At 67.2% G+C, this 22,677-nt stretch carries 23 protein-coding genes and 1 pseudogene; 19 read left to right on the top strand and 5 right to left on the bottom strand.

Translation table 11 applies throughout. The annotated features are described in order from the left end of the window. Positions 1-59 precede the first annotated feature (59 nt). Together AC1RQK_RS35445 and AC1RQK_RS35440 are read left to right on the top strand one after the other, a co-directional pair. Positions 60-458, top strand: coding sequence for a hypothetical protein (locus AC1RQK_RS35445; protein WP_492814058.1), 399 nt, complete (start codon positions 60-62; stop codon positions 456-458). A gap of 135 nt (positions 459-593) precedes the next feature. Beyond that, positions 594-2,510: a sensor histidine kinase gene (locus tag AC1RQK_RS35440; protein ID WP_492814056.1), complete on the top strand. Its 1,917-nt coding sequence runs from the start codon at positions 594-596 to the stop codon at positions 2,508-2,510. Positions 2,511-2,571: 61 nt separating this feature from the next. Here the strand turns inward: AC1RQK_RS35440 and AC1RQK_RS35435 are convergent, their stop codons facing one another. Next, the gene (locus AC1RQK_RS35435; protein WP_492387276.1) at positions 2,572-2,757 is read right to left on the bottom strand and encodes a YjfB family protein; all 186 of its coding nucleotides are present in this window, start codon (positions 2,755-2,757) and stop codon (positions 2,572-2,574) included. 334 nt (positions 2,758-3,091) lie between these two features. Here AC1RQK_RS35435 and AC1RQK_RS35430 point away from each other — a divergent pair, with 334 nt between their 5' ends. Then, a complete protein-coding gene (locus AC1RQK_RS35430) occupies positions 3,092-4,132 on the top strand; it encodes a S1C family serine protease (RefSeq protein WP_492814054.1) in 1,041 nt (346 codons plus the stop codon). A gap of 55 nt (positions 4,133-4,187) precedes the next feature. Further along, positions 4,188-4,913, top strand: a complete 726-nt coding sequence (locus AC1RQK_RS35425; RefSeq protein WP_492814052.1) for a hypothetical protein — start codon at positions 4,188-4,190, stop codon at positions 4,911-4,913. A gap of 21 nt (positions 4,914-4,934) precedes the next feature. On the opposite strand, the gene AC1RQK_RS35420 is transcribed toward AC1RQK_RS35425, so the two are convergent. Continuing rightward, complete coding sequence (locus AC1RQK_RS35420) at positions 4,935-5,855, bottom strand: SMP-30/gluconolactonase/LRE family protein (RefSeq protein WP_492814050.1); 921 nt, start codon at positions 5,853-5,855, stop codon at positions 4,935-4,937. A 48-nt stretch (positions 5,856-5,903) separates the two neighbouring features. Further along, positions 5,904-6,872 (bottom strand): Bug family tripartite tricarboxylate transporter substrate binding protein, encoded by a 969-nt coding sequence (locus tag AC1RQK_RS35415; protein WP_492375690.1) that lies wholly within the window; start codon positions 6,870-6,872, stop codon positions 5,904-5,906. 348 nt (positions 6,873-7,220) lie between these two features. On the opposite strand from AC1RQK_RS35415, the gene serA reads away from it, so the two are divergent. Next, positions 7,221-8,432 (top strand): phosphoglycerate dehydrogenase, encoded by a 1,212-nt coding sequence (serA, locus tag AC1RQK_RS35410; protein WP_174424696.1) that lies wholly within the window; start codon positions 7,221-7,223, stop codon positions 8,430-8,432. Positions 8,433-8,470: 38 nt separating this feature from the next. Here serA and AC1RQK_RS35405 read toward each other — a convergent pair whose 3' ends face one another. Beyond that, positions 8,471-9,214 (bottom strand): H-NS family nucleoid-associated regulatory protein, encoded by a 744-nt coding sequence (locus AC1RQK_RS35405; protein ID WP_492814048.1) that lies wholly within the window; start codon positions 9,212-9,214, stop codon positions 8,471-8,473. Positions 9,215-9,601: 387 nt separating this feature from the next. Between AC1RQK_RS35405 and AC1RQK_RS35400 the strand changes: the two genes are divergently transcribed. The 5 genes from AC1RQK_RS35400 to AC1RQK_RS35380 all read left to right on the top strand — a co-directional run bounded on the left by AC1RQK_RS35400 (position 9,602) and on the right by AC1RQK_RS35380 (position 13,200). Next, the gene (locus tag AC1RQK_RS35400) at positions 9,602-10,324 is read left to right on the top strand and encodes a cobalt ABC transporter substrate-binding protein (RefSeq protein WP_492814046.1); all 723 of its coding nucleotides are present in this window, start codon (positions 9,602-9,604) and stop codon (positions 10,322-10,324) included. A gap of 13 nt (positions 10,325-10,337) precedes the next feature. After that, a complete protein-coding gene (locus AC1RQK_RS35395; protein ID WP_492814044.1) occupies positions 10,338-10,628 on the top strand; it encodes a DUF3649 domain-containing protein in 291 nt (96 codons plus the stop codon). Beyond that, positions 10,625-12,271, top strand: a complete 1,647-nt coding sequence (locus tag AC1RQK_RS35390; RefSeq protein WP_492814042.1) for a PepSY-associated TM helix domain-containing protein — start codon at positions 10,625-10,627, stop codon at positions 12,269-12,271. Before AC1RQK_RS35395 ends, AC1RQK_RS35390 begins: the two co-directional genes overlap by 4 nt. Then, positions 12,268-12,630: a DUF3325 domain-containing protein gene (locus AC1RQK_RS35385; RefSeq protein ID WP_492814040.1), complete on the top strand. Its 363-nt coding sequence runs from the start codon at positions 12,268-12,270 to the stop codon at positions 12,628-12,630. The genes AC1RQK_RS35390 and AC1RQK_RS35385 overlap by 4 nt, the downstream gene beginning before the upstream one ends. A 156-nt stretch (positions 12,631-12,786) precedes the next feature. Next, complete coding sequence (locus tag AC1RQK_RS35380; RefSeq protein WP_174424783.1) at positions 12,787-13,200, top strand: PaaI family thioesterase; 414 nt, start codon at positions 12,787-12,789, stop codon at positions 13,198-13,200. Positions 13,201-13,246: 46 nt separating this feature from the next. On the opposite strand, the gene AC1RQK_RS35375 is transcribed toward AC1RQK_RS35380, so the two are convergent. After that, entirely contained in the window at positions 13,247-14,668 is a 1,422-nt protein-coding gene (locus AC1RQK_RS35375) for an MFS transporter (protein WP_492375683.1), read from the bottom strand. A gap of 239 nt (positions 14,669-14,907) precedes the next feature. Here AC1RQK_RS35375 and AC1RQK_RS35370 point away from each other — a divergent pair, with 239 nt between their 5' ends. The 9 genes and pseudogenes from AC1RQK_RS35370 to AC1RQK_RS35330 all read left to right on the top strand — a co-directional run bounded on the left by AC1RQK_RS35370 (position 14,908) and on the right by AC1RQK_RS35330 (position 22,426). Continuing rightward, the gene (locus tag AC1RQK_RS35370; RefSeq protein WP_253931542.1) at positions 14,908-15,072 is read left to right on the top strand and encodes a hypothetical protein; all 165 of its coding nucleotides are present in this window, start codon (positions 14,908-14,910) and stop codon (positions 15,070-15,072) included. 209 nt (positions 15,073-15,281) lie between these two features. Then, the gene (locus tag AC1RQK_RS35365; protein WP_492375682.1) at positions 15,282-15,941 is read left to right on the top strand and encodes a hypothetical protein; all 660 of its coding nucleotides are present in this window, start codon (positions 15,282-15,284) and stop codon (positions 15,939-15,941) included. 637 nt (positions 15,942-16,578) lie between these two features. Next, positions 16,579-17,544, top strand: coding sequence for a threo-3-hydroxy-L-aspartate ammonia-lyase (locus AC1RQK_RS35360; protein WP_492375681.1), 966 nt, complete (start codon positions 16,579-16,581; stop codon positions 17,542-17,544). A 184-nt stretch (positions 17,545-17,728) separates the two neighbouring features. After that, positions 17,729-17,992, top strand: a complete 264-nt coding sequence (locus tag AC1RQK_RS35355; RefSeq protein ID WP_492375680.1) for a hypothetical protein — start codon at positions 17,729-17,731, stop codon at positions 17,990-17,992. Between the two features lie 257 nt (positions 17,993-18,249). After that, entirely contained in the window at positions 18,250-19,158 is a 909-nt protein-coding gene (locus AC1RQK_RS35350) for an alpha/beta fold hydrolase (RefSeq protein ID WP_492375679.1), read from the top strand. Between the two features lie 24 nt (positions 19,159-19,182). Next, positions 19,183-19,836, top strand: a pseudogene (locus tag AC1RQK_RS35345) (MFS transporter); the annotation flags it as partial. 115 nt (positions 19,837-19,951) lie between these two features. After that, positions 19,952-20,659, top strand: a complete 708-nt coding sequence (locus AC1RQK_RS35340) for an MFS transporter (protein ID WP_492375678.1) — start codon at positions 19,952-19,954, stop codon at positions 20,657-20,659. A gap of 188 nt (positions 20,660-20,847) precedes the next feature. Continuing rightward, on the top strand, positions 20,848-21,924 hold the full coding sequence (locus AC1RQK_RS35335) for a methyltransferase (RefSeq protein WP_492375677.1): 1,077 nt from the start codon (positions 20,848-20,850) through the stop codon (positions 21,922-21,924). A 34-nt stretch (positions 21,925-21,958) separates the two neighbouring features. Then, entirely contained in the window at positions 21,959-22,426 is a 468-nt protein-coding gene (locus AC1RQK_RS35330) for a ferritin-like domain-containing protein (protein ID WP_492375676.1), read from the top strand. The last annotated feature ends 251 nt before the right edge of the window (positions 22,427-22,677 follow it).

The following is a 22,677-nucleotide window of genomic DNA, read 5'->3' as shown; positions in this document are numbered from 1 at the left end:
GCCACGGCCGGGCGCACCAGCTTCGATTGCCTCGTGTCGAAAGACAAAGGAGACCTGCCATGAAAGCCGTCAACCTTGCGCCGCCCGTCCAGCGGTGGCGCCTGTATCGCCTGAGCGTGATCGCGCGGCTTGACGATGCGCCCGCCGTACGCGTGGCCATGCGCTGCGCCGCCAGCGACTGCGGCCAGTACCCGTCCAACGAGCGGCAGATGCCGCTCGGCCTGCCGCCAATCAAGTGCATGCTGAGCTTCGAGATCCGGATGCCGCAAATGCGGGCCGGGCAGTTGCTGGTCACGCTGGAACGCGCCCTGGTGTCCGTGCCCATCATCCTGCTGCGCCTGGAGGTTATGGGCAACCATGCCGAGGCGGCACACGCCCCACGCCTGAAACGGGTGTCTTCGCCCGCGGGCGGCACCAGGTCCCGGGCCGCCGCGACCGCGCCGGCCGAGGTGGGGTGAGGCCCGGCCCATCCCGCCTGAAGGCGCGGCGATGGGCCGCTCAGCCGGCGCGATTGACCGAACTCCGGCGCAAAGCTACGATGGGCGCGGCGGAACCATCATCCCGCACCCTTGCGCCAAGCCCCAGACCAGCTCATGGTGATACCTCACGCGGCGGCCAGCGCCACCGCCACGCCGCCTACCGCCCCCTTGCGGATGGCGCGCATCCTGTTGCCCCAATCCCTGCTCACCGCAAAGCCACTGCTAGCGCTTGTGCTCTGGCTGCTGCTCACCTTGCCCGGTTCATCACCGCTTGCCGCCGGGCAGCTGCAAATCCTTGGCGAGGCCGCCATGATCACCGGCGACGGCACGCCGGCCACCGTCAGCCTGCCTTACTACTGGGACCGGTCCCGTCCCGGCCAGACGGGCGGCGCGCGATTTCTCCTGCGCTTCCCGGATTTGCCAGGCCGCCAGGGCATGGCCGCGCTGTACATCGAGCGGGCCGCCAATAGCTATGAGGTGCGGCTCAACGGCAGCCGCCTTGCCCACGCTGGCAGCCTGTCGGCCCCGGCGTCCTATGCCGGCCAGCAGCCATTGCTGATCCCGGTGCCGGCTGACCTGCTGCGCCCGGAGAACGAGCTGCTTGTCACGATCGCTGCCAGCGCCAGCTCGCGCGGCGGCCTGTCACGCGTGGAGTTTGGTGCGCCGGCACTGGTGGAGGCGCACTACCAGCGGGCGCTCTGGTTCAAGGTCATCGGCCCGATAGTCATCGCAGCGGCCAGCGTGCTGCTGGCGTGCCTGGCGGCGCTGGTGTGGTGGCGGCAGCGGGACCCCCTGTTCGGGTTATATGCCATCGCGGAGCTTGGCTGGTCTTTCGGACTGGCCGAGTACTTCGTTTCCGACGACGCCGGCGCGCCCGATGCATGGCTCGCGCTGGTGCTGGCCGGGCGGGCGGTCTTCATGTACGCGACCGCCAGGTTCGCCATCGTTGTGACCGGCCTGGAGGCGCGCTGGCTGCGCCGCGGGCTGCTGCTCTACCTGAGCATCAAGCTTCCGCTGATCGCGCTGATGGTGACGGCACACAGCACCCGCGCCATGGTGCTGGCCAATGTGGTCGTCAATGTTGCGATGGCGCTGTCGATCGTGGCCGTGCTGGTCCGCGCCGCCGTGACGCGTCCGGAGCGTGAGCGCACGGCGATTGCCGCCGCCCTTGGCCTCACCCTGCTCATCTCGGTGCTGGATTTGATCCATGTCTGGTGGATCGGGGATGCCTACTGGGACTCCTCCGTCACCCGCTACGTGTCGCTGATTTTCAGCCTGACCATGGGATGGCTGCTGGTCGACCGCTACACGCGCGCCACACGCATGCTGGCTGCCCTGAACCAGAAGCTGGACAGCGCGATCTCCCGCAAGGAGCAGGAACTGCATGCGATGTACCGCCACTCCCGCGAGATGGAGCGCGAGCAGGCCACCCTGCAGGAGCGCGGCAGGATCATGCGCGATATCCATGACGGGCTCGGCAGCCAGCTGGTGGGCATGCTCTCCATGCTGCGCTCCGGCAGCCCTTCCACGCACACGTTGCAGCAACAGCTGCAGCATGCGCTGGATGCCCTGAAACTATCCGTCGATGCGTTGCAGGACACCGGCGGCGACCTGGCCACCGTACTCGGCAACCTGCGCTACCGGCTTGGCCCGCGGCTGGAGGCGGCGGGATTGCGGGTGGACTGGCAGGTGGCGCGCCTGCCGGCGCTGCACGACCTGACGCCGCAGCGGGTGCGTGAGCTGCACTACCTGTTGCTGGAGGTGTTTTCCAATGCCATGCAGCATGCCGGCGGCAGCGCTATCCGGGTCTCGGCGCACCATGATGCCGCCCAGCAAGCCCTGGTCATCGAGATCCACGACAACGGCCGCGGCTTTACGCCCGAGGCTGCCGCGCACGGACGGGGATTGGGCAATATGCGCCGGCGTGCCGAGGCCATCGGGGCGGCGCTGGACCTGCGCTCTTCGGCGCAAGGGACGACCGTGCGGCTGACGTTCGCACTGGCGCCGCAGCCACCCGGCTCCGCCGTTTAGCCCCCCGCACCCGTTTGATGTCAACCCGGGCGCGGGTAGCTCCGTTATCGGATTGCCGGAATCAGACCTTGATGTCGATGCTCTGGCCAAGGTGAGGGGGATTGCTGGCCGGGACGCTGACTTGCGGCATCGAGCCCAGCAGGGTTGCCACGCTCTGCGCCTGCAGGTCCAGCGACTTGCGCAGCATCATGGTGGGCACGGGATCGCCGCCCGAGTTGCTAGCCGCACTGACGAGGGAAATATCCATTGAACGGTTTTCCAGGTTGAGGTTGAGGTTGAGATTGAAGCTACGTTCGAAGCTACGGTTGAAGCTACGATTGGCATTGAAGCCAGCGGGAAGGCGCACCTCCCAGCATCCATGTTGTCGGCCATCAACCGGGAATCTTTAGCGCGGCGGCCGCAATAGCGGGCCGCCCGCTTGGCATCCGGAACGTTTATCATAAGCAGCCCGGCCGCTTTGGCCGGGAAAGACCAGACAGCCAGCACCGTCAGGATGGCGGCTGAATCCGGCGAAACCAGTCACCAGAATGAACATCATGGGTCGGGCGCAGAACATTGCGGGAAGCTTCGCTATTTCGTGTTTGGCTTTTGGCATCTCGACGGATTGCCTGGCGCTGGATTCGGCCGAACTCTATGAGCGGGAATCGCCCAGCATCTGGGTGGTATCCGTCTTTGACGCGCAAGGCACGCGGTTCGGCCTGGGCAGCTCGGTGGTGATCGGGCCGGAGGAGCTGGTCACCAACTGCCACGTGCTCAAGAGCGGCAAGTCCATCAGCATCCGGCGCGAGAAGGTCACGTATGGCGCCAACCTGGTGCACGCCGATGTCGAGCGCGACCTCTGCATCCTGCGCGCCAAGGGCCTCACCGCCCCGGCGGTAAAGATCGCGCCGCTGGCCGCGCTCAAGGTGGGGCAGAAGGTCTACGCCATCGGCGCGCCGCGCGGCTACGAGCTGACGCTGAGCGATGGCCTGCTCTCCTCGCTGAACAAGGACGAGCGCGACCGCATCGTCCGCCTGCAGACCACCGCCCCGATCTCCCCAGGCTCCAGCGGTGGCGGCCTGTTCAACACGGACGGGCAACTCGTCGGCATTACCTACCTGATGCGGACCGACGCGCAGAACATCAATTTTGCCATTCCCGCGCAATGGATCAGCGAGGTGCCGGCACGGTCCGCGCTGGCGCTGCAGAAATTCCGTAGCGAGACGGCATCCACCGCCCCGCCTGCCATGGCGCTCCCGCCTGGCCAGCCTGGGCAGCCTGGCCAGGGCGCCACGGCCTACGCCCCGGCCCGGCCTGCGGCCGGCCCGCAGGGCAGGCAACTGACCGGGGTCGAGCTGGCCAGCCATTTCACGCATCTTGGCAGGATCAATGCCATCGCGCCTTCCGGCATTACGCTCTGGATGCAGGTCAGGGAAAGCGGCAGCCTGGATGTGACCAATTCCGTCAGCCGCGGCTATTCGTCCGGGCGCTACCGCATCGAGCCGGAAGCCAACCAAGTCTGCCTGGAGATGGCCAACCCGAGTTTCAGCGCGATGCAAACGTGCTATCGGCTGACCGAGGCCGACGGACGCTATGTCATGCGATCCGCCACCAGTCCCTATTACTTTTCATACACGAAGTAGCAAGCGGGCGCCGGCCGCAGCCGCTCGCCTCGCCATTTCTCTCAGGGCACAAGACATGGGAAACCGATATCGAAATAGCGCCCCCGCCGCGCTGGCCGTGGCGTCTATGCTGCTGGGCGGCTGCGCGCCGACCACCGTCGGCGTGACCAGCCGCGCCAGCGACTACACCGGCAAGCCCACCCGCATGTATGTGCTGGGCACTACCGGCATGGGTTGGAACAGCGACTTCTCCGCGGCGTTCGCGGCCAAGTTCCGCGAGGTCACCCGGCAGTGCGGCGTGGAATCGGCGTACGACGAGATCTCGGGGCTGGAGCTGGACTCGACCGCGCTGACCGGCAGGATGCGTACGTTCGCCGCCGATACGGTGCTGACCATCGCCAACGGCGGGGGCGTGGTCAACGCGTCCGGCGGCCGCCTGTCAATCAACTATGGCACGACGCTGACGGATGTCAGGCAGAACCGCGCGGTGTGGAAAGGCAAATACACGTTCAGCCGCGGCGGCACCCTCATCCCGATCGAGGAGCGCGCTGCAGTCCTGGCGATCGACATCACCAACAGCCTGAAGAAAGATGGCTTCCTCACCGGCTGCGCGCAGATCGCGCTGGGCCAGAATGGCCGGCTCGACCCGGCTGCCGTGCCGCATGCCGCCGGTGGCAGCACGAATACGATCAGCCAGGCCCGCCCGGCGCCACCCGTCTCCGCGCCTCCTGTCTCCGCACCTGCGGCCCCCGCTACCGCGGCAACCCTGCGGGACCTGCAAGACCTGCTGCCACCGAAGTGACAAGCGCGGGCCGCAACGGGATCAAGCGCCCAGCCCGGCCTCGTCCAGATCCGCGAACAGGATCGTCCCCGTTTCCGATTCGGTCACAAACACCTTGCGCGGCTGCCCCGGCTCAACGGCGGGCTGAAACGCCAGGTTGGTGGTGGTTGCGCCCGCCGGGCTGGCGAGGATCGCCTCGGGCTCGCCGCGCTTGCTCAGCACCCACACGCAGCCCAGGCTGGCATGCGCCACAAACAGCCGGTCACGGCTGTCGATGGCCATGCCGTCGGGGCCGCTGGTGCCGTAGAAGCTAAAGAACTGCCCTACCTTCGACACGCTGCCGTCGGCCTGCAACGGCACGCGCCACACGCAATTGCCGCGCGTGGCCGCAACGAACAGCACCTTCTCGTCGCAGGACAGCGCCAGGCCGTTGGGGCTGGGCACATTGCCCAGCAGCAGGTCCAGCTGCCCGCCGGCACGCAGGCGGTAGACGCGGCCCGTGGGATCGTGCAGGCCGGTCTGGCCCTGGTCGGTGAAATACAAGTCGCCATTACGGGAGATCACGAGGTCGTTCACGCCCTTGAACTGCTCCGCGTTGCGCCGTCCCAGCAAGGTGGTCACCTCGCCCGTGTCCACGTTGACGCGCAACAGGCCGTTGCGATAGTCCGCCACCACCAGTTCGCGCGCGTTCAGGAACTTCATGCCATTGGGCTCGCCCTTGTACTCGGCGACCAGCGACCATTCCCCGGCCGGCGAGATGCGCAGGATGCGCCCGAACGGAATGTCCGTCACGTACAGGTTGCCCGCGGGGTCGAATACCGGCCCCTCCAGGAAGCTGTCGATGCAGGCCCCGCCCTTGTTGGCATCAGCCCACTCGGAGCGCACGCCAGTCTTGCGCAAATGCGCGGGCATTGCCGTGAAGACCTGGAGGGATATCTCCCGGGGCATCGTTCTGAAGTACATGATCGTTCCTTGTTGTCCTGGCGCCGCGCAATGGCGGCGCTTGCCCATTTACTCGGCCTTCACATCGGCGGATTTTGCCACCTGGCTCCACAGCGCGGTGTCGTCCTTGATGCGCCTGGCGAATTCCGTAGGCGCAATGCCGCCCGGCTGGGCGCCCATGCTGGCCAGGCGCTCCTTCACCTCCGGGCTGTTCACGCTCTTGTGCACCTCCGCCTGCAGCTTGGCGACCAGCGCAGGGGGCGTGCCTTTGGGCGCCGCCAGGCCAAACCAGTTGATGACCTTGTAGTCCTTGAGGCCAGCTTCGGCAAAGGTCGGCACGTCCGGCAGCGCGGGCACGCGCGCGGCGCCCGTGACCGCCAGCGCGCGGGCCTTGCCGCCCTTGATCTGCGGCACCGCGGTTGGCGTGGCGGTGATCAGGATATCCACGTTGTTGCCGATCAGCCCCATCAGCGCATCGCCCGCGCCCTTGTACGGGATATGCGTGATCGATATCCTGGCGTCCTTCTTGAAGACCTCGGCGGACAAGTGGGTGGAGCTGCCGGCGCCGCCCGAGCCGAAGTTCAGCTTGCCCGGGTTTTGCCTGGCGAAGTCGATCAGTTCCTGCAGCGTCTTGAACTTCGAGCTCGCGGGCACGATCAGGATCACCGGCGTCTGCGCAATCGTGGTCACCGGCACCAGGTCGTTGTTGTAGTCCCAGGGCAGCGCCTTGAACAGCGACGGCAGCATGGTGTACGTGGTGTCGTTGGCCAGCAGCGTGTAGCCATCGGGCGCGGAACGTGCCACCTGCAGCGTGCCGATGGTGCCGCTGGCGCCGGGCTTGTTCTCCACGAAGAACGACTTGCCAGTGCTTTCGGTCAGCTTCTGCGCCACCTGACGGGCCACGAAATCGGTGGTGCCACCGGCGGTGTATGGCACAACGATGCGCACCGGCTTGTCGGGCCAGGTGCCGCCGTGGGCATAGGTAGTGGCCACGCTAAGGGTTGCCAGGGCAAGGCTGGCGCAAAGGCGGTGGTACATGGCTGTCTCCATTGATGTCTGACTGGTGTCCGGTGTCCGGTGTTCGCTATGCGTGGCTCACGCCAGCTCTCGGGGCGGCGGGTCGCTCTTCCGAAGTTGGTGCGCCTACTTGTTCTATTAGACGGAATAACATTCCGATTAATTGTAGGAGCCGTTGATTCGCCGGTCAATCCGGGGGCTTTCCCTAGCGAGCCTCGTCCCGGGCGCGGCGGATTTGCCATTGGCGGCAATGTGGGTGTTCGGCCGGGCAGCGCTGCCTGCGTTACCATGGCAGCGTACGTCTCACCTTGCGCATGCCCTCGCGCTGCCGCACCCACCTCGCGCCTTCGCCGCCATCACCCAATCGCCATGACCTCAGCACTGCTGCTTGAAAACATCCATGACACCGCCGTCGAGCGCTTCAAGGAAGCGCATGTCACCGTCGAGCGCCGCACCGGCGCGCTCGCTGGCGACGAACTGCATCGCGCTCCCGCGGCCCACCAGATTCTCGGCATTCGCTCCGCCACGCACCTTGGCGCCGCTGAAATCGAAGCCGCCAAGCACCTCGTGGCCATTGGCTGCTTTTGCATCGGCACCTCGCAGGTAGACCTCGACGCCGCAGCCCGCGCCGGCATGCCGGTGTTCAACGCGCCGTTCTCCAATACGCGTTCCGTGGCCGAGCTGGTTATCGCGGAGGCGATCCTGCTGCTGCGCCGCGTTCCGGAGAAAAACGCGCTGGCGCATGCCGGCAAATGGGCCAAGGGCGCAAGCGGGTCGTTCGAGGCGCGCGGCAAGACCATCGCCATCATCGGCTACGGCAATATCGGCTCGCAGGTTGGCGTGCTGGCAGAAGCCATGGGCATGCGCGTGGTGTACTACGATGTGCAGGCCAAGCTGTCGCTGGGCTCGGCGCGCGCGGCGCGCTCGCTGGCGGATGCGGTGTCGCAGGCCGACATCGTGACGTTGCACGTGCCGGCCACCGCGCAGACCAAGAAGATGATCGATGCCGACGTGCTCCGGCAGTTCCGGCGTGGCGCGATCCTGATCAATGCGTCGCGCGGCACCGTGGTGGATATCGAAGCGCTGCGCGCGGCGTGCGATGACAACCATATCGCCGGCCTGGCGATCGACGTCTTCCCCGAAGAGCCCAAGACCAACGCTGACCGCTTCACCAGCCCGCTGCAGGGCGTGCCCAACGCGATCCTGACGCCGCATATCGGCGGCAGCACGGAGGAGGCGCAGGAAAATATCGGCACGGAAGTCGCCACCAAGCTGATTGCCTTCCTCAGGACGGGCGACACGATTGGCGCGGTGAATTTCCCCGAGGTGAGCCCCGGCCCGCTAACGTCGCCGGCGCGGCTGCTCAACGTGCACGGCAACGCGCCGGGCGCGCTCGCCGCGCTCAATACGCTGCTGGCGCGCGACGGGGTCAACATCGTGGCCCAGCACCTGCAGACGCATGGCCAGATGGGCTATGTGGTGACCGACCTCGACAAGGTGCCCTCGCCGACGCTGGCCGCCGCGCTGGATGCGGAGACGACGTTTATCCGCTGCCGCACCATCATTAACCCGCTGGCCTGAACGGCAGCGACCAGGACAGCGGCCATCGGCCGCTGTCTTCAATTCACCCGGAAATGCTCCACCGACTGGCCCGCGTTGACTGCGCGCAGCAGCCATGCGGGCATGGGGCCCACGCCATCCCAGACCTGTCCCTCCGCATTGCGGTAGCGGCGTGCGGGCGCGCTCGCCTGCGCCAGTGCTGGCGCAGGTGCGGCCGCTGCCGGCGCGGCGGCGGCCTCGGCTACCTGTGCCGGCACCGCTGGAGGTGCCGCTGGTTTCACGGCTCCCGCTTTCTGCGCGGGCACGGACATGGTCACCCGTGCAGGCGCAGGAGCGGCGGCCAGGGCTGCCACCGGCTCGGCAACCAACGCTGCCGCCGGCTTTTCCGCGGGCACGGCGTCGGCAACTGCCACCGCATCTACGACAGGCGCGGCTTCCAGAGTTGCGACCGGCACAGCAGGTGGCGCTGATTGCCTGACAGGGGCAGGAACGCGTTTGCGCGCTACGGCCTTGCGCAATGGCGCAGGTGCGACTACCGGCGGTGCGGTGATTGGCCCGGCAGGCAACAGCGCGGGCGGTGCCGTGATCGGCCCTGCGGGCAACAGCGCCTGGGCGACATCTACATCCATTTCATTTTCCTTCACGATGGGTTCCTCGATCGGCGCCCTGGCGGGCGCCGCCTCCCAGTCAAAACAACCTGCCGCCTCCAATTCATCCATGGAGATGCCGAGCCGCTCCATCTGGACGCGGATCCAGACAATGGCGGCGACTTTCTTGACGTCGGCGGGATCAGAAGAAGGCATGGCAAAAGACACAATAAATGCAGGTAGAAGGGGCGGGGAAACGGTCGCGGATGCGGCGCTGGCCGCACACTGAAGATCCTGAGGATCGCACATGATAGCCGAGCGCGGGACCAGCCCCCGCCGAGCCTCGAATCCGGACGCAAAAGCCGGGCCAAAGGCCCCTCTCCTGCACCCCTTCAATGACCGCAAATCCGCCTCCGGGGGGCATCGGCCAGCCTGCGTCCATGCCCTGCCCCCAACGCTGCGCCATCATGCAAAACCCACACAAATTAAATGAGAACGATTATCATATGCGACTTCACGGTCACGATTTCCTAGCCGTCCCAGCCAACGGCCTGTGCGCAACACGGCACCGCCAGCCTCCCATCTTGAAAGGATGCATAGCCCATGAATCGCCTCATCACCTCGGCCCTGCTTTGCGGCGCCGCACTGAGCGGCACCGCTCAGGCTCACCAGGTCTGGCTTGAGCAAACGCCGGCGGCCGCCCAACTGTATTTTGGCGAATTCAACGAGAACCTGCGCGAAGTTTCGCCGGGACTGCTGGACCGGTTCGTGCAGCCCACCGCCGTGCTGGTAACGGCCAGGGGCGAGCAACCCCTCAAGGCCGACAAGACCACCAACGGCTTCGTGCTCTCGGGGCGCGCAGGCGCGGGCGAGACCATCGTCGCGCAGGACACGGGCTATGCGCTGCTGGAGCGCAAGGACGGCGACAAGGTGATCCGCACCGCCTGGACGCCGGCGGCTCGCTTGCTGGGCGCTGGCTCCACCACCGCTGTAACGCCCAAGCTCACGCTGGACATCGTGCCGACCGGCCGCGCCGGCGAGTACCAGGTGGTCTATGCCGGCCGCCCACTGCCCAAGGCCAAGGTGGGCGTGGCCGTGCAGTCCGGCTGGGGCCGCGAGCTGCGCACCGACGAGCAAGGCATCGTGCGCCTGGCGCAGCCGTGGCAAGGCACCTACGTGCTGGAGGTGCACCACATCGACAACACCGCCGGCGAGCGCAATGGCAAGCCGTACGACATCGCCAGCTACGTCACCACCCTGTCGCTGACGCAGGGCGATGGCCTCGCCGCGGTACCCGCAGTGCCGGCAGCCGCGCCCAGCAAGTAAGGGAGCGCTTGTCATGGGGTTGAGCCAGACCGGCCGCTATCGCCTTGGCGTTGCCTCGCGCGTGGTGGCCGCCATCGGGGGCGGCTATGTGCTCGCGGCCGTGGTCACCGGGCTGCTGGCCGTGGTGGTGCCCATGCCGCCGGACGAGGCGGTGATGACCGCCACGCTGCTGTCATTCTCGCTTTACGCGTGCGCGGTGCTGTGGGTGTTCGCCGCCGGCAGCGCGTGGCGCGCCTGGGCCGGCGTGGCGGTGCCTGCCGCGGTGCTCGGCCTCTTGCTGGCTGCCTTGCGGAGCGCGCCATGAGGGCCGGGCTGCGTCAATCGATGGCCTGGCTGCATAGCTGGTCCGGGCTGCTGGTGTGCTGGGTGCTGCTGCTGGTGTTCTGCGCCGGCACCGCCAGCTACTTCAAGGACGAGATCACGCTGTGGATGAAGCCCGAGCTGCACCGCTCGGCCGCCACGCAAGTCTCCAGCGCCGAGGCCGCCAGCCGTGCGGTAGCGTACCTGCAGCGCAACGCCTCGGACTCTCCCCGCTGGTTTATCGACCTGCCGGATGCGCGCAACCCCGCGGTAAACGTGCTGTGGATGCGCCCACCCGGCGCGCCGGCTTCAGGCATCGGGGGCGGCCGCGGCCGCTTCGAGAGCCGCACGCTGGATCCCGCCACCGGCGCCTTCCTGCAGACCGTGCGCGACACGCGCGGCGGCGAGTTCCTCTACCGCCTGCACTTCGACCTGTACTTCATGCAGGCGATCTGGGCGCGCTGGATCGTCGGCTTCTGCGCGATGTTCATGCTGGTGGCCATTCTCAGCGGCATCATCACGCACCGGCGCATCTTCCAGGACTTCTTCACCTTCCGGCCGCGCAAGGGCCAGCGCTCCTGGCTCGATGCGCACAATGCCACCGCCGTGCTGGCGCTGCCCTTCCACCTGATGATCACCTACACCGGGCTGGTCACACTGATGTTCATGTACATGCCGTGGGGCATCCAGACTGCGTACCAGGGCAACCAGCAGGCTTTCAACAACGAAGCCTTCGGCCGCGCGCCGCAGGGCAAGCCAAGCGGGCAGGCGGCGCCTCTGACGCCGGTCGCCCCGCTGGTGGAACAAGCCATGCGCCATTGGCATGGCGCGCAGCCCAGCCGCGTCGCCATCATGCTGGCGGGCGATGCCAACGCCACCATCACGGTGTCGCGCGGCACCGAAGGCTCGTTGTCCGCCAATGCGCCGTCGATGCGCTTTAACGGCGTCACCGGCGCGCTGGTATTGGCCACGGGCGACGCGCCCGGCGCGGCCAACCAGACGCGCGGCGTGATGGTGGGCCTGCACGAGGCGCATTTCGCCGGGCCCTTGCTGCGCGCGCTGTTCTTCGTGAGCGGGCTGGCAGGTTGCGCCATGGTGGCCACCGGCGCGCTGCTGTGGGGCGTAAAGACGCGCCAGGGCCAGGCCAAGGCACTGGCGGCCGGCGCCCGCCCGAGCTTTGGCTTGCGGCTGGTGGACGCGCTCAACCTCGGCGCTATTGCCGGCCTGCCGATCGCGTTTGCTACGTACTTCTGGGCCAACCGCTTGCTGCCCGCGGGCATGCCGCACCGCCCCGACGCGGAGATCCATGCCTTCTTCATCGCCTGGGGGGCGGCAGCCGTGCTGGCGCAGGTGCGGCCGACGCGCACCATGTGGCGCGTGCAGCTGTGGGCCGGCGCGCTGATGCTCGCTGCCATTCCCGTGCTCAACGCCTTCACCACGCAGACCCACCTGGGCGTGACGCTGTTGCAAGGCCAGGGGCCTGCTGCCGTGGCCGGGTTCGACCTGACGGTGCTGGCGCTGGGCATTGCGCTGGGCGCGGCAGCGCATATCCTGGGGCGGCGCGCCAAGGCGCGCGTACCCGTGCGGCGCCCGGTGCCAGCCAAAGACATCGGTATGCCATCGAGCGATGCGAAGGGAGCCGCATGAGCGCAAGCCTGGGTTTCTTCACCGCGCTGGCCTTCACCTATAGCGGTTTCACCGCGCTCAGCCAGACGCTGGACCGCCACTATGCCGATCGCCACGGCCGCGGCGCCGCGCCTTCGCCCGCCGAGCGCTTGCGCCTGCAGGGACTAGGCTGGGCCGCGCTGGCCCTTGCCCTGGCGGCTTGCGTGCGGCAGCTAGGCTGGCCGATGGGCAGCATCTCATGGATCGGCACGCTGACGCTCGGCGCGCTCGTGCTGGTGCTGCTGCTCAGCTACGCGCCGGCCATCGCGGTACGCGCCGCCCGCTGGGCGGGGATGCTGGGCGGATGCGGGCTGCTAATGATGGGCGCAATGCCCGCCTAGCCATCACTGGGGCCTGCGAACAGGATCAGGCGCACGGCAGACACATCTCGCCCGTCCCGTCGGAGAGCGTGACAGCGAAGCCGTCCAGATTGCCGCGGGCCGCTAGCGGCTATCATGACGGCCATTCCAACACACCGGCACAGTCCTTCGCTCGCCATGCCTGACAACACCCCCGCAAGCCAGCCATACGCGCTGGAGAATCCCTTTCTCGAATCGCTGAATCTCACCATCGTCGAGTGGCAGCCGGACCTGGTGCGCATGTCGCTGATGCCGCAGGCTGCGCACCTCAACAACACGGGCGTTGTGCAAGGCGGCATCCTGGCCACGCTGCTGGACGCGGCGGGCGGCTACGCCGGCCTGTTTCCCGAGAATGGCGTGCGCCGCGCCGCCACCACCATCTCGCTGAACGTCAACTATGTCTCGTCCGCGCAAGTGGAGCCGCTGCTGGTGGTTGGCCGGCGCGTGGGCGGTGGCCGCCGGGTATTTTTCTCCAACGCCGAGGTCACCGACAGCCAAGGCCGTCTGATCGCCACCGCGCAGGCCGCATTCCGCAGGAAGGATCCGGTCTGAGCAGACTAGACCGCGCCCGTGTTGCCGGCGCGCCATGCAAGGTGGGCTAATCGCGCGACGACAGCGGCGGCGCAATCTCTTCCAGCGGGCGCTTTTCCGCATTGACCGCATAACGCAGGGCAAACAAGCCCGCGACGATCACCAGCGCCGCGCCAATGCCATAGCCAACAGCCACCGCGGCGCGGCTGCCGCTCTCGATCAGCGCGCCGAACAGCAACGGCCCGATAAAGCCTCCGGTGCCCGTCCCCACGGCGTAGAACACCGAAATGGCGAGGGCGCGCGTCTCGATGGGAAAGACCTCGCTCACCGTCAGGTAAGCGGAACTGGCCGCCGCGGAGGCCAGGAAAAACACCGCCGACCAGCACAGCGCCTGGCTGCGCGCGTCAAGCCAGCCCTGCTCGAAGGCCCACCCGGTCATGGCCAGTCCCACGCCGCAGAGCACATAGGTAAGCCCGATCATGCGGCGCCGCCCGATATGGTCGAACAGCGGCCCCAGCAGCAGTGGCCCCAGCACATTGCCCAGCGCAAAGGGGAAGATATACAGCCCCACGCGGTTATCGGGCACGCCGTGAAAGCGCGTGAGCACCAGCGCATAGGTAAAGAAGATCGCGTTATAGAAGAACGCTTGCGAGACCATTAGCGCCAGGGCGACCGCGCTGCGCAGCCGGTAGCGCTTGAACAGCACATGCGCGACCTCGCCAAGCGTAGGCGCCGCGCGCCTGGAAAGCAGGATCGTGCCCGTGGCCGGCGGCAACGCGCCGTACTGGGCCACCACCTGCGCCTCGATGGCGGCGACGATGCGCCCGGCTTGCTCGCCACGCCCGTGCGTCAGCAGCCAGCGCGGGCTCTCCGGCACGTCCCGGCGCACCAGCAAGATGGCTAGCGCCAGCACTGCGCCGAGCAGGAACGCCGCACGCCAGCCCACGGCCGGGCCCAGCACGCGCGGATCCAGCAGCACCAGGCTCAGGCCCGCGCCAAGCGCGGCGCCGAACCAGAAGCTGCCGTTGATGGCCAGGCTGACGCGCCCGCGCACGCGCGCCGGGATCAGTTCGTCGATGGCCGAGTTGATCGCCGCGTACTCGCCCCCGATGCCAAGGCCCGTCAGGAAGCGGCACACCGCGAAGAAGACGAAACCCGTGGAAAAAGCGGTGGCCAATGTCGCCGCCATGTACACCGCCAGCGTCACCAGGAACAAGGCCTTGCGGCCAAGGCGGTCCGCAAGGCGGCCGAACACCAGCGCGCCCAATACCGCGCCAGCTATGTACAGCGACCCTAGCCACCCTACCTGCGCCGCATTGAGGCCCAGGCCATCCGGGCGCTCGAGCACGCCGCCCAGCGATCCCACCAGCGTCACCTCGAGCCCGTCGAGCACCCACGCCACCCCCAGCGCGACTACCACCCTCCAGTGCCAGCGCGACCACGGCAGGCGGTCCAGGCGGGCGGGGATATCGCTCTGAATGAGTGGCATGGCGGGTTCCGTCCCGGTGCGGCGAATGGCAAGCTGGCGCTGCGACCCGCGCCTGAGAGGCGCTTCCGGCATCAGCTCAGCCGTTCACGATGTTTCCGTCATGGATCTGCACGACCAGGTCGCTGAAGTAGCTAGCCAGCTAGCCGCGCTGGAGGCCAGGAACACCTAGCCGCCAGCGCCCAGCACGCCAGGCGCACGAAGCCTACAATGAATCATGGCCACCATAAAAGGGAACCGCCATGATCGCCTATATGCTCTTCCTCGGGGCAGTCGTCCTGCTCTACGCCTTCGTCATTCGCGCAGGCTTTTTCCACAAGTCGGTGCTCTATCCGGAACACGCCCATCCGTTCCATTACTGGTGGGACCGGATCGTCCATCACCAGAAGAAAGAGAAAGCCAGCTAAGGCGCTTGGACCCCGCAAGGCCTGACCAGGCCGCCCAGCCCGCCGATCGGCGGGCTGTTTCATGCCGGTGACTGGCACCGGGCGCCGGACGTGGCCCCGGAACGGAAAATGGAAAACGAGCGCCCCGACAAAGAGGCCCTTGCTGCTCATGACTGCCTGCCCGGGTGCTAAACTGGCCGCCCTTCTTATCCGGCCGTTGCTCCCTATCCATGCGCATTTCCCGCCTCGCTACCCGAGCTGCACTCCTCTCTGTCTGCCTGGCGTCCGCCAGCGCCGGCGTCATCGCCGCCGAGGCCCCGCCCGCGCCCACGCCCGACCAGGTCACCGCCGCCATCCAGCAAGCGGAGGCCGAGCGCCTGAAGCAACTGGAGCAGACTGACCCGGCCGCGGCCGAGCGTGCGCGCTCGCCGTTTGTGGCAGGGATCATGGCTTCCATCAAGGCGCATACGGTCAAGGGCTGCCTGCCCGCCAGCGGCGGCGAGATCGTCTGCATCGTCGGGGTCAAGGCCGGCCGCCGCGACGGCTACCGCGCACTGGCCTTCGGCGGCAATCCGGAGCCGTGGGTACTGGTGCGCCGTGAAGAACCCGCCATCAGTGGCCCGGACGCCGCGCAAGCCACCGCATCGATGCGCGAATTTGCCCGTGGGCAATTGCAGACCCAGACGGATGCGCAGGCAGTCGCGGAACTGACCGCAATGGCCACATCGCTGACGGTCAAGCAGCTCGACGAGTGCAGTCTGAGCCACGAGAGCGGCAACGTGCGCTGCTCCGCCATGATCTCCACCGGCGGCAAGCCCGACCAGCGCGTCACCGGCTTTGCCTTTGCGCTCGAAGCCGGCGGCTGGCGGTTTGTGCCACGCGAGCAGTAAGCAGGCCGCTGCGGCCATCGCGGGCCACTGCCCCGCAGGGAGCGGAGATCACATCTCATAGCTTTTAATGTTGATCCAAGTCAAGTGAGTGATGGAGCACAATCCCCACGCTATTGGGGCAGATGCCCAGCGCCCACGGTGAGACACTGCGTGCGGGCGGGAAAAGCGTCTCGCCCAATGTCACTTCTTCATGCCCTCCATTTACCTGGCGGGCATTTTTTTTGGCCTTGCTGCCGCGATTCATTGAGCCGTGAACCTTGTTCGCTCAATGTTGAACCGCCTGCTTAGGCCGGCAGGCTCGATTCACCCGACTCCGATGGATACAGGACCGGGGGATGTTCCATGTCCTTTGGCCATGAATTTACGGCCATGAATTTACAAATTGTCCAGATATAGATAATATGTACAGATTGATCGCACCTCTGAGTACCCGCAAGCAGCAAGAGCTGCTCGAGCAGGAACAGGGAAGGGAAAGCGGACCACGGTTTGATTGAGACTTTCGCACCAGTTGCAATCTGACCGACATGGCGCCGCAGGCCATGACGATGGCACGCCTGCCCAGCGGCGTGCTATCGATACTCAAGGGCCCCAGCATCCATCGGCCCTGACAGCGCCTTCAATCTAACAAGACTTAACGATGATCCTGAATCTTCCAACCTTCGATGACGTGTTAGCGGCCGCGCGCCGGATTGAAGGCTTTGCCCACCGGACTCCCGTGATGCGCTCCCAGACCGCCGACAAGGAACTGGGCGCCGCTTTATTCTTCAAGTGCGAGAACCTGCAGCGCACTGGCGCCTTCAAGTTCCGTGGTGCCTTCAATGCGCTGGCGCGCTTCGATGCCGCGCAGCGCCGCCGGGGCGCTCTCGCCTTCTCCGGCGGCAACCACGCGCAGGGCATCGCACTGTCGGCGGCATTGCTGGGGATACCGTCGACGATCCTCATGCCGCACGATGCGCCGGCTGCCAAGGTGGCGGCGACCAAGGGCTACGGGGGCAAGGTGGTGCTCTATGATCGGTACACCGACGACCGCGAGGCAATCTGCCACAAGCTGGCGGAGGAACAGGGCCTGACGCTGATCGGGTCCTATGACCAGCCGGACGTGATTGCCGGCCAGGGAACCGCCGCCAAGGAATTGTTCGAGGAAACGGGCGAGCTCGATGCCCTGTTCGTCTGCCTGGGCGGCGGCGGCCTGCTCTCCGGCTCCGCACTGTCCGCGCGCGCACTGGCGCCGCGGTGCAAGATCTACGGCGTAGAGCCCGCCACCGGCAACGATGGCCAGCAATCGTTGCGCTCCGGCGCGATCGTGCATATCGATACGCCGAAGACCATCGCCGACGGCGCGCAGGCGCAGCACCTAGGCCGTCACACGTTCGAGATCATTCGCCGTGATGTCGACGATATCCTTACCGCCAGTGACGAGGAGCTGGTCGATGGCATGCGCTTCTTTGCGTCACGCATGAAGCTGGTCGTGGAGCCAACCGGCTGCCTGGGCCTCGCCGCCGCACGCGGCATGAAGGCCGAACTGATGGGCAAGCGCGTGGGCATCATCGTTAGCGGCGGGAACGTGGACATTGACCGTTTCGCGGCGCTTCTTGCAGGCTGAGTTGCGTGATTCGCGCGTGTACACCCGAAACACCGGGCCCTGCGCGAAACGTCCTCGCTGCAATGGCCTATGGCGCTCATCCGCATCATCCCGATGGTGGATCGCCGGGCGTCGGCACGGGCGCTTTTCCGCCGTCAATAGTCCTTCACGATTACCCCAACAAGGGGGATCGTCCCCACGCAAGATGGGTGCACAATCCGGCCTGAAACAGCAACCGCAGGCCTCGAATCCCATGCTAAACGACGCGAAACCACAGATCGATACGGCCCGCCGCGGCGAAACCGTGAAGGAGTTGGGCGCCGGTGCGCTCACGGATATGGGGATCCCTGGCGCTCTGGCCACGGTGCAGCAGATCGCGGAACGCCGGACGCGGGCCCTCGCGGATTTGCTCGAGGAGGCGATTCGGAGCGGGACGCCGCGGGCGCTGCGCAGCCATCGCAGGCGGTAACTTTCTCCCTTCCACCCGTTCTCCCTTCCGCCCGTTCTCCCTTCCGCCCGTTCTCCCTTTCGCCCATTCTCCCGCTCGCCGGCGTCCAGGACCGGCGCGACTGGCGCACCGGTCATAGCCGGCACCGTGATCCTCCTGGCCCCTGCCGCGGTCGTCATCGGCACCTTGATTACCTGCCGCGTAATTGGCGCGCAGCCCCCCAGCTCCCACACTGAGCTTGCCTGGACTCGCCAGGTAACCGCCACCGGAGCTGTCTCATGCCTGCCGCCGCCATTTCACATTCCGCCCCGTCCCTGCGCCATCCCGGCGCATCAATCCCCGCTCGGCTCCATTCCACACAGCCCGGCCATGTGCTGACCCGTGACGGCGTGTCGCTGTTCGTGCGCGACTGGCACGACGGCAATCCGGCGGCGGACGTGGTGCTGTTCGCGGCCAGTTGGGCGCTGCCATCGGACGTCTGGGGCGGGCAGATGCGGGCGCTGCATGCTGCAGGCGTGCGCTGCATCGCCTACGACCGCCGGGGGCATGGCCGCTCCAGCGATCCCGGGCATGGCTATGACTTCGATACGCTGGCCGACGATCTCGCGGACGTCATCGACGCGCACGGCCTGCGGCGCGTGACGCTGGTCGGCCATTCGATGGCTGCGGGAGAAATCGTGCGCTACCTGTCGCGCCACGGCGCGGGCCGCGTCGCCGGCATCGTGCTGGTGGGCTGCACCACGCCGTGCGTGCCGCGCAGCGAGGACAACCCGGACGGCATCGATCCCGCGCTGCTGGCGCAAGCGGCGGCCGAGCTGGCGGACGACTTTCCGCTCTGGGTGGAGAACAATCTCGCTGCGTTCGGCGGCGGCCTGTGCTCGGCGCCGCGGCTTGCGTGGGTGCGCGCCATGGCCCTGCAGACTTCGCTGCAGGCGCTGCTGGGCTGCAACCACGCCAGCACCCATGCGGATTTCCGCGCGGAACTGCCGGCCATCAAGGTGCCCGCCCTGCTGGTCCACGGCGACAACGATGCCTCCTGCCCGCTTGCGCTGACCGCCGAGCGCACAGCGGCCCTGCTGCCCGACGCCCGCCTCGCCGTCTACGCTGGCGCGCCGCACGGCCTGCCGTTCACGCATGCGCAGCGGCTGGGCGCGGACATCCTGGCGTTCGTGCGCGAACTCGGCTAAGGCCCCTTGCCAAGGACTCCAGCCATGACCTCCTCGAGCCTGAACCGCGCCGAGAGCGCGCCCGTCCCGCACCACGCCGCCGCATCGTCCCCGACCCCCATGGACCACCTGGCCCTGTTGGTGATGCTAAGCGGCACCTTCATGGTGGTGATGGATTTCTTTATCGTGAATGTGGCGCTGCCGGCCATCCAGCACGAATTGCACGCCAGCGCCGGCGCGCTGCAGTTCGTGGTGGCGGGCTATGGCCTGGCCAATGCCACCGGGCTGATCACCGGCGGGCGGCTGGGCGACATGCTCGGGCGGCGCCGCATGTTCATGCTGGGCCTGTTGCTGTTCGCGCTCGCCTCCGCCGCTTGCGGGCTTGCCCCGTCCGCTCCCGTTCTGGTCGCGGCACGCGTGGCGCAGGGCCTGGCGGGCGCGCTGCTCCAGCCGCAGGTGCTGGCCATGCTCTCGCTCACCTACACCGGCCCCGCGCGGGCGCGGGCATTCGCCGCGTACGGTCTCACGCTAGGCCTGGCGGCGCTGCTCGGCCAACTGGTGGGCGGCGCGTTGATCCGGGCCGACCTGGGCGGGCTCGGCTGGCGCACCTGCTTCCTGATCAACGTGCCCGTGGCAATCATTGCGCTGCTGCTGGCGCCACGCGTGTTGCGCGCATCGCCGCCCACCAGCGGCAGCAAGCCGGACGTGCCTGGCATGGCGCTGTTGGCGGCGGCACTGGGTGCGCTGGTGTGGCCTCTGGTAGAAGGCAGGCAGCAAGGCTGGCTGGCCGCCCGCCGCCCTGCTTACGCTGGCCATGGCGCCCGTGTTGCTCGCCGTGTTCGCCTGGCATCAGCGCTGGCTGCATGCGCGCGGCGGGCAGCCGCTGGTGAGCCCGGCGCTGTTCGCCGCGCCAGGCTTTGCGCGCGGCCTGGCCGTGACGGTCGCCTTCTACGCCGGCAATGCCTCGTTCTACTTCGTGCTGGCGCTCTACCTGCAAGACGGCCTTGGCCTGAGCCCGCTGCAAGGCAGCGGCGCGTTCACGATGCTGGCGCTGGGCTTCTTCGCCACCTCACTGGCCGCGCCGCGCATCGCCGCCCGCCTGGGGCGCTCGTCCATCGCCTATGGCGCCATGCTGCTGGCGGCGGGCCACTGGCTGCAACTGGCGAACACGCTGCTGCCATGGCAGGCGCAAGGCACCGGCTTGATGACCGTGATGCTGATCCTGCTGGTGGTAGAGGGCGCGGGCATTGGCATGGTGATGGCGCCGCTGGCCTGCGCCGTGCTGGCGGGAACGGCGCAACACCATGCCGGCGTGGCCGCCGGTGTGCTGGCCACGGTGCAGCAGGTGGGCAACTCAGTTGGCGTGGCGCTGCTCGGGAACCTGTTCTATGCGCGGCTGGAAAGCGCCGGCACGGCGCATGGCTACGGCAGCGCCTTTGCCTGGTGCCTGGGATGCCTGCTCGGCCTTGCGCTGCTTGTCACCCATCTTTGTCGCGGGCGGCGGCTGGCCGCGGCCCTGTAGACCCCGCAAGTCCCGCAGGCCGAAGGGGCATTCGGTGGCATCCCCCGGCAGGATGGGGGGGGCCAAGGCTGCCGCGCCAGAATCGGCTGGATTTCGCCTCTTCCGGCATCTAGAGTTACCAGCATCCTTCCCTACGCCCCGGCGCCCGGGTATCCAGGTATGCGCCGGCGGCGGCGACGAGGTGACTTATGCAGAACGGAAAAGACGTCGCCCGCGGCCCTAAGCCTGCCAGCCCATGGCAGGTGCCGGACCTGACACCGGAGCGGGTGTTGCAGCTCGGGATGGGCTTCTGGGCTTCCAAGACCTTGCTCAGCGCGGTGGAGCTTGGCGTGTTCACGCAACTGGCGAAGGCGCCGCAGCCGGCCGGCCCCCTGGCCGCCGCCCTTGGCCTGCATCCACGCGGCGCGGTGGATTTCCTCGATGCGCTGGTGGCCCTGCACCTGCTCGAGCGCGAAGACGCCGAGGCGCCCAGCCGGTACAGCAACACGCCCGACACGGACCTCTTCCTGGACAAGGCCAAGCCCAGCTATGTAGGCGGCCTGCTGGAGATGGCCAATGCGCGGCTGTACCCCAGTTGGGCGTCGCTGACCGATTCACTGCGCTCCGGCCTGCCGCAGACCCAGGCCGACGAGCATGGCGACCTCTTCGCCGCAATCTATCGGGACGAACAAGGCTTGCGCGGATTCCTGCAAGCCATGACCGGCGTCAGCCTGGCCGCCGCCCAGGCGATGGCGCGCAAATTCCCCTGGGCGCAGTGCCAGACCTTTATCGATATCGGCACGGCGCAGGGCGCCCTGCCGGTACAGATCGCGCTGGCCCACCCGCACCTGCGCGGCGGCGGCTTCGACCTGCCCGCGGTTGGCCCGGTCTTCGAGGAATATGTCGCCTTGCATGGCTTGCAGGATCGGCTGCGTTTTTATCCCGGCGACTTCTTCAACGACCCCTGCCCGCAAGCAGACGTGCTTGTCATGGGGCATATCCTGCACGACTGGGATCTCGAGCAGAAGCTATACCTGCTGGAAAAATGCCACGCCGCGCTGCCCGCCGGCGGCCGCCTGATCGTCTACGACGCCATGATCGACGACGCGCGCAAACAGAACGTGTTTGGCTTGCTGATGAGCCTGAACATGCTGATCGAAACTCCGGGCGGCTTCGATTACACCGGGGCGCAGTGCTGCGCCTGGGCCAGGCAAGTGGGCTTTGCGCAAGCGCGGGTGGAACCGCTCACCGGGCCGGACTCCATGATGATTGCGACCCGCCAATGACGTAGCAGCGCCAACCCATCGGAGAGGACGTGCCATGGCTGAGATGGAAAAGGAACAAGTGGTCAGCGTGCTGAACCGGATCCTCGAAGCCGAGCTTGCGGGGGTGGTCCGCTATACCCATTACTCGCTGCTTGTGTTCGGCTTCGGCCGCATCCCGATCGTTTCCTGGCTGCGCGAGCAGGCCAACGAATCGCTGCTGCATGCCCAGCAGGCGGGAGAATGGATTACCACGCTGGGCGCCTATCCGTCGCTGGCCATCGGCAAGCTGCTCGACAGCCACACCTTCGATATCGCTGCCATGCTGCGTGAGTCGCTGGACGCGGAAAACGCTGCCCTCAAGCTGTATCGCGAGTTGCTGGCGCTGGTGGAGGATCGCTCCGTGGCACTGGAGGAATTCGCGCGCCAGATGATCCAGATCGAGGAACTGCATGCCGGCGAGGTCGACAAGATGCTGCGCAAGCCGGGGCAGGCCGCAGCCTTCGCACCGCCGCCAAAAGCCTGACGCGCCATCCGCGTGGCCGCCGGACCGCGTATCCCCCACGCCGTCGCCATGGCAAACAACACGCCGTTCGGCCTGGCCGCGCACTTCCATACCGGCAGCCACGCCCGCTCCTGGCGCGTGACCGATGCACTGGATTGCGCCATCATCGCCTGAATGCAGGCATCATCTCCACCGCGGTGGCGCCGTTTGCGCCGTTTGCGCCGTTTGCGCCGCGAGAAGACGCCCGGCGTTGGCTCCGAGAGCCCAAAATA

The organism is Cupriavidus sp. GW822-FHT02D05, assembly GCF_058802485.1.
Note: the sequence above shows the minus strand (reverse complement) of the source record. Positions and strands in the feature narration are given on the sequence as shown.

What these genes read in the sequence shown, in the direction of transcription:
- AC1RQK_RS35445 (WP_492814058.1), top strand. Translation starts at nt 60, where the DNA reads ATGAAAGCCGTCAACCTTGCGCCGCCCGTCCAGCGGTGGCGCCTGTAT.
- AC1RQK_RS35440 (WP_492814056.1), top strand. Translation starts at nt 594, where the DNA reads ATGGTGATACCTCACGCGGCGGCCAGCGCCACCGCCACGCCGCCTACC.
- AC1RQK_RS35435 (WP_492387276.1), bottom strand. Translation starts at nt 2,757, where the DNA reads ATGGATATTTCCCTCGTCAGTGCGGCTAGCAACTCGGGCGGCGATCCC.
- AC1RQK_RS35425 (WP_492814052.1), top strand. Translation starts at nt 4,188, where the DNA reads ATGGGAAACCGATATCGAAATAGCGCCCCCGCCGCGCTGGCCGTGGCG.
- AC1RQK_RS35420 (WP_492814050.1), bottom strand. Translation starts at nt 5,855, where the DNA reads ATGTACTTCAGAACGATGCCCCGGGAGATATCCCTCCAGGTCTTCACG.
- AC1RQK_RS35415 (WP_492375690.1), bottom strand. Translation starts at nt 6,872, where the DNA reads ATGTACCACCGCCTTTGCGCCAGCCTTGCCCTGGCAACCCTTAGCGTG.
- serA (WP_174424696.1), top strand. Translation starts at nt 7,221, where the DNA reads ATGACCTCAGCACTGCTGCTTGAAAACATCCATGACACCGCCGTCGAG.
- AC1RQK_RS35405 (WP_492814048.1), bottom strand. Translation starts at nt 9,214, where the DNA reads ATGCCTTCTTCTGATCCCGCCGACGTCAAGAAAGTCGCCGCCATTGTC.
- AC1RQK_RS35400 (WP_492814046.1), top strand. Translation starts at nt 9,602, where the DNA reads ATGAATCGCCTCATCACCTCGGCCCTGCTTTGCGGCGCCGCACTGAGC.
- AC1RQK_RS35395 (WP_492814044.1), top strand. Translation starts at nt 10,338, where the DNA reads ATGGGGTTGAGCCAGACCGGCCGCTATCGCCTTGGCGTTGCCTCGCGC.
- AC1RQK_RS35390 (WP_492814042.1), top strand. Translation starts at nt 10,625, where the DNA reads ATGAGGGCCGGGCTGCGTCAATCGATGGCCTGGCTGCATAGCTGGTCC.
- AC1RQK_RS35385 (WP_492814040.1), top strand. Translation starts at nt 12,268, where the DNA reads ATGAGCGCAAGCCTGGGTTTCTTCACCGCGCTGGCCTTCACCTATAGC.
- AC1RQK_RS35380 (WP_174424783.1), top strand. Translation starts at nt 12,787, where the DNA reads ATGCCTGACAACACCCCCGCAAGCCAGCCATACGCGCTGGAGAATCCC.
- AC1RQK_RS35375 (WP_492375683.1), bottom strand. Translation starts at nt 14,668, where the DNA reads ATGCCACTCATTCAGAGCGATATCCCCGCCCGCCTGGACCGCCTGCCG.
- AC1RQK_RS35370 (WP_253931542.1), top strand. Translation starts at nt 14,908, where the DNA reads ATGATCGCCTATATGCTCTTCCTCGGGGCAGTCGTCCTGCTCTACGCC.
- AC1RQK_RS35365 (WP_492375682.1), top strand. Translation starts at nt 15,282, where the DNA reads ATGCGCATTTCCCGCCTCGCTACCCGAGCTGCACTCCTCTCTGTCTGC.
- AC1RQK_RS35360 (WP_492375681.1), top strand. Translation starts at nt 16,579, where the DNA reads ATGATCCTGAATCTTCCAACCTTCGATGACGTGTTAGCGGCCGCGCGC.
- AC1RQK_RS35355 (WP_492375680.1), top strand. Translation starts at nt 17,729, where the DNA reads ATGGGTGCACAATCCGGCCTGAAACAGCAACCGCAGGCCTCGAATCCC.
- AC1RQK_RS35350 (WP_492375679.1), top strand. Translation starts at nt 18,250, where the DNA reads ATGCCTGCCGCCGCCATTTCACATTCCGCCCCGTCCCTGCGCCATCCC.
- AC1RQK_RS35340 (WP_492375678.1), top strand. Translation starts at nt 19,952, where the DNA reads ATGGCGCCCGTGTTGCTCGCCGTGTTCGCCTGGCATCAGCGCTGGCTG.
- AC1RQK_RS35335 (WP_492375677.1), top strand. Translation starts at nt 20,848, where the DNA reads ATGCAGAACGGAAAAGACGTCGCCCGCGGCCCTAAGCCTGCCAGCCCA.
- AC1RQK_RS35330 (WP_492375676.1), top strand. Translation starts at nt 21,959, where the DNA reads ATGGCTGAGATGGAAAAGGAACAAGTGGTCAGCGTGCTGAACCGGATC.